The organism is Viridibacillus sp. NPDC096237, from assembly GCF_050278625.1.
Taxonomy (GTDB): Bacteria; Bacillota; Bacilli; order Bacillales_A; family Planococcaceae; genus Viridibacillus.
In genome coordinates this window covers 1-5,369 of record NZ_JBNNTI010000090.1, presented here as the reverse complement: position 1 = coordinate 5,369, position 5,369 = coordinate 1, and the positions used below count along the sequence as shown (strand labels likewise).

The window sequence follows — 5,369 nt, the reverse complement described above, 5'->3', positions numbered from 1 at the left end:
TTGTCGCTACCATTATACCGAATTTGGGGAGGTGCCTGTTTTTCATTGTCTGAAAGACGTTGATATGACTGAGCTCAGAATTATGAAATTAACTCGTTTATATAAATATTTAAGGGAAATATCTAATTTCTATAGGAATTATGTAATCTTTCATCGAATATATCAGAGTGGAGGTAGAAATAAGAGAGTGCTTTTTGCTAATAGCGGAAGTAAAAAATATATTATTACTATATAAAGAGGTGTAACATGTTTGTAAATGCTTATATCGAAACAGAAAGATTATTAATAAAACCTTATCATATATCTGATGCAAAACATTTATATGAATTGCAAAAACACCCTGAAACAAAGCGTTTTATGCCATCTCCTGAATATTCATTAGAGGAAATACAAGATATTATTCTATGGAGCATGGAGATGAACAAAAAGAACACAGTAAGTAATATTGCTAAATTTAACCTTTCTATTTTTGAAAAATCTTCTCAAAAGTTTATAGGGTATTGCGGTTTAGGGCCTTTAGATTTTGAACTCACTTCTACAGAAATGTATTATGCCTTATCTTATGACAAATGGAAAAAAGGATATGCAACTGAAGCCACATACGCACTTTTACAGTACGCTTTTTTGAAAATAGGAATAGAACGTATCGTTGCTGTTGTTTTTCCTGAAAATAAAGCATCTATTAAAGTTGTAGAGAAACTTGGATTTCAATTTAAAGAAGAAGTTCAAAATTTGGATGAAGAATTTAAAGAGTTTGAAGGCATGCATTCTTTCTACATAACGAATGATATATTTTTAAAGAATCTAATAATAAACCGATAACTTGCCAATATACAAAAATTGAAATAAAAGATTTACAAGTTGAGATACTATCATCGCTATAAAGCTAAGGAAACTGCGGATTCCCGAAACAGAAAAATGTGATTAATTCTCATAAATATCTACAAAGATATAAAATTTTCGTTATGGAATTACTTCAAATATTAGCTTGATGGCAATGCGGCAGGACCCCTTAGGGAGATGTTAAAGTTATGCGGTTTCTTTAGTTTCCAATTTGTGTTGTGTCCTGTGTTTTTTATCAAATGACGAATTGAAATATTAAGTAACACCAAGACGAAATAGAAAATGCCCATAACGATTCCGTGTAAAATGTAAGTTACCACACTAAACATCATACGGAGGAATCGTTATGAGCTACCAACATCTTACCATATCTGTACGTTCAAAAATAGAAACATTTCTTGCTTTAGGTTTCTCGATTCGGGCGATTGCCAAACAAATTAAGCCAAGTCCATCCACTGTCATGCTTTACCAAAAGACAGTTTTCAAACGGCAACGACTGATTGAGGCAAAGAATTTAGTTGTTATACAAACTTGGAAAAAGACTTGAATATCCAAGTTTATTTCGCAGATCCTTACGCTTCTTGGCAGCGGGGCAGTAATGAAAAGAGTTTACTCGAATTTTTCCCTAAGCGAACAAACCTAGCTGAGGTAAGCAATGATGAATTAAAAAAGGCGTTATATTTAATTAATAATCGCCCAAGAAAATGCTTGGGTTGGAAATCTGCACACCGAAGCGTTCATGGAGCAAGTGTTGCACTTAATTTGACACAGTAACAAATAAAAAGCCGCCCGAACGGACGACCTCGTAACTGAAGTTTTACTCTTCCCATACCTGTAAATTGTAATTAAAGTCTTTCCATTCACTATTTCGTAAATGTGCACTTACTTCAACATAATAATCTTTCTTTGCTTCTGCTTCGAAAACAAGTTCTTCCATATCATTAGAAAGATTCAGGGATTTCTTTTATAATCTTCCCTTTCGAATCTCGTACAAATAAATCAAAATCATTACCATCATCCATGCCTTGTAAAATAACCTCAACGTCCATTGTCTTGCTTGGGGAAAATTTAAAGAAATCTACACCTTCTTTATCATCTAAATTTAAATTTCCATAAACCAAGCAGTCATAATTCAAATTAAGTACATTAGCAGTACCCATAGTATTATTTGGTTCTATATCTTTGAATTCTTTGAAATCTTTAGCCTGCGTAAAATTTGTACCGCTGAATGAAAGAGTTGCTGAACCTAACAATATAATCCCCAATTTCTTAAAGTTCATTTTATTCATCTCCTTTTATGTATTTTTCTAGGCTTATTTCACTAAATTGTCACCTATATTTTACTATATTGGTAATTTATTTTCAATTAGATTGATTCGGTTCTGGTGCAAATATATGAAGAAGAACACTGATACTAGTATCAGTATGTCCAAGTTTATAGATTTGTTCAAATTATCTTGAAGTTTTTGAACCAGAACCGTCTATTTAATAACAAATGTAATCGTATCTTCTTGTTCTACAGTATTTGTTACAGGTACTCGTTCCCTCTAAATTTTCAGGATAAGAATTTAAAATATTTAAATGTACAGCATTGGTTATATAGTATTTGAACAAAACTATATGGAATTTTAATAATTGTTACATAAAAAACAATCGGATATAATTCAAAATACGTTTTGTATATACCTTGCTAGTCTATATTTAAAGGTCAAGTGATTGGTTTATAAGAATATAGTATTTGCATCAGTGATCGTTATTTTAACGACAACCAAAATGAGTGAGAGAGGTTTTCTATTCCTCACTCTCTTTATTTGATTTAAATGAGGAAAGTAACTATTAAAAGGGTCACTCGGTGGCAAGTGACCCTCGGTGAGAAGGAAAGGAGTGTATAAGGCTAAATTACCTTAACCTTAACATCATAATTATGTCTGCCAAAGTCGTTATCAAATTTTCTATAACCCATAATATGTATTTTTTATAGAAAGGACAGGTGATATTCATTTAATCAATCATTCTTTTTGTTAAGGTAAAAATTTATCTACGGTACGATTTGAGACTTTCAAGTAGTGATCATTGATTGTCTTAATTGATTTATGACCTGTTTGTTTGGCAATCGTCGCTAGATCTGCTCCCCTTTCATGCATATCTGAGACTAATGTTTTGCGAAAATTGTATGCAGTAAAACCTGTCCATTTTTTTAAATCGTTCAAATAAGCTCTTGTTGAAATTTCTCTACTTATATATTTCTCATGATTTCCATTAGAAAGGATACTACCAATAAAATAATCTTCAGGATGCAAGTTGTATTTTTTTATATACTCCTGAATGGCCATAACAGTATCTAGAGTCAACCTTTTTTCTTCATATATCTTCTGCTTCTTCAAGTAAACATTCACTGATAAATCATCTAAATCAAAGTCTTTTATTTGTATACGAACCATTTCACTCGGGCGGTTACCAGTAATTAGATTAACTAAGCATATAGCTTTTGCACGTATACTAAGTTTATTTATCTTCTTCATTAATTCATCCATAGGTAATGCTTTTTTTCCTTTTCGAATAGTTTGCTTACTATATTCTTCTTGTTTAAACAAACTTCTTAGATATTTCATTTCACGCTTAAAATCAGCATCATTTTGAAAAACATTTTGAGTTTCTACTATTATATAGCGTTTTAATGCGCAGATGCGTTTTTCGAATGTGCTGCTCTTAATACGCTGCTCCTTAATACAATAGTCTAAAAAGTCATACATAGACTCTTTTGATGTAGCTTGATCAGTGGTAACAAGATATTTTTGATACGCTCGAATATCACTTTGATAAGCTAAAGGTATTTCATTTTCAAAAGCGATAATTTCCTGTTGACGATCTTGGTGTCGTTTTCGATTTAAAAATGCACTTTGATGTATTACGTTATTTTGTGATGACATTTTTTTAAACTCCTTCACCTAAATTCCTTTTACCACACTATGGATAAATATGTATTTAAATATTATTCTCTTTTTTAATAGTTTATCATTTTACATTCCAAATTAATACCAGTTCTTAAAACAAACCATTCTCGGAACAATTAAAATACACTTTATAAAACGTCGTTTTACAAATTTTGTATATACTAATTCGTTTTTATTAGATAGAATAATTAGAATAGATAATTTATTTAACGGGATTTTAATGGTCTTCTAATTTCTATGAAAATATGAATAAAACGCGTTTTAAATTTAAGCCCGAATAATTCTTTAAATTTGTGTGCTTCAGAAACGCTCTCAGACGATTCGAGAAAGAATGTAACGGGTAAAGGTAAAACTAGAGAGGATTCAATCTTATGATTGTTTATGAATAAAGAAAGAGGCGTGAAAAAAAACCATTATATGTCTCGATACAATAAATAGTAGCAAGTAAATATTACATTAAACTAATAGTGTAAATAAAAATGAGGTTTTAATGAATGTATAATAGTGAGGTGGAAATGTTGCTTGATATAGATTTAGGAGTAATCAGAAAGATGAATGTTAGCTTTTATCCTTTTGAAAGTACAAAGAAAATCGGCGAGGTAAGCGAAATAGACGGGGAATACTATTTGATTATAGGTATTGAATGTTTTGAGATTACGCAAGACAAAATGATAGAGATAATTTATATTGTGCAAGATCTTAGTAAAAATCAATTTGTACCACAAAATACTGAATTTATAAAACCTCGGGCTAGTGATGAAATAGAAGTTAGTATTCAATGTGAGTTTAATGATCCGCGTGTAAGCAATTTTAAGTTAGGTAATGTATTACCTGTAACTATTAATCAAAATAGATACTTTTATAGATTGTTAGAATACACATGTGTTGATGTTATAGAATCGGACATTAGATTAAGTACGATAATGCGCCCTATTGTTCCTGTTAATTATAAAGATGCGAAAAAGATATTTAGAAAAGAACGTATGAGGAAAATGGAATTTAAAGTTTTATAAAAGTAGGATAAAATACATTTGAATTTAGATTTAAATAAGACGAGGTACTTGATGGGCTTTTAAATAGTCGTTTCTAAAGCCATGAAAGACACTCATGTTGATTTTTGTCACACCTGTTGAACGTACAATTAAGGTACTTGAATTACCAATTAAGATAGTTATATACATAAGAAGAAAGACAAAATCTTGATTACTTTTCACGTACTGAACAACTTTCTCGATGAAGAAGTTAGGACGGTCGCCCTCTCCTTACAGACCGGGTTTTATATATTCGAATAAATCTTTCGGTTGGGTGTGTGGGTGTGCGGCGGGTGCTTTGGCTGAGCGTAGAGCTAATCAATAACATAAGCCAAATCCCTTAGCGTACAGGTATTTGGCTATATTTATGTCGAAATTTGCCAATGGATTTCTTAACTTTAATCTACTTTTTTGCACCGATAACTTTAACATCATCAAATAACACTCTGGATGTTCCACCTGATGTTAGAATCCCAACATGAGTTCTACCAAGATTACGTTTTGTAATAAAATCTAGTTTCAGTTCTCGATACCCTGCTCC

General features: G+C 31.2%; 4 protein-coding genes and 2 pseudogenes. 4 read left to right on the top strand and 2 right to left on the bottom strand.

What is annotated here, in order from left to right; translation table 11 throughout:
* The first annotated feature begins 246 nt into the window (after positions 1–246).
* The 3 genes and pseudogenes from ACQKMD_RS21655 to ACQKMD_RS21645 all read left to right on the top strand — a co-directional run.
* Entirely contained in the window at positions 247–822 is a 576-nt protein-coding gene (locus ACQKMD_RS21655; RefSeq protein ID WP_427754616.1) for a GNAT family N-acetyltransferase, read from the top strand.
* 367 nt (positions 823–1,189) lie between these two features.
* A pseudogene (locus ACQKMD_RS21650) lies at positions 1,190–1,252 on the top strand (hypothetical protein); the annotation flags it as partial.
* A 56-nt stretch (positions 1,253–1,308) separates the two neighbouring features.
* Positions 1,309–1,609, top strand: a pseudogene (locus tag ACQKMD_RS21645) (IS30 family transposase); the annotation flags it as partial.
* A gap of 175 nt (positions 1,610–1,784) precedes the next feature.
* On the opposite strand, the gene ACQKMD_RS21640 reads toward ACQKMD_RS21645, so the two are convergent.
* Positions 1,785–2,123 (bottom strand): hypothetical protein, encoded by a 339-nt coding sequence (locus ACQKMD_RS21640; protein ID WP_427754615.1) that lies wholly within the window; start codon positions 2,121–2,123, stop codon positions 1,785–1,787.
* A gap of 741 nt (positions 2,124–2,864) precedes the next feature.
* Entirely contained in the window at positions 2,865–3,773 is a 909-nt protein-coding gene (locus ACQKMD_RS21635; RefSeq protein ID WP_427754613.1) for a tyrosine-type recombinase/integrase, read from the bottom strand.
* A gap of 518 nt (positions 3,774–4,291) precedes the next feature.
* Here ACQKMD_RS21635 and ACQKMD_RS21630 point away from each other — a divergent pair.
* Positions 4,292–4,810, top strand: a complete 519-nt coding sequence (locus ACQKMD_RS21630) for a hypothetical protein (RefSeq protein WP_427754612.1) — start codon at positions 4,292–4,294, stop codon at positions 4,808–4,810.
* Positions 4,811–5,369: the final 559 nt, after the last annotated feature.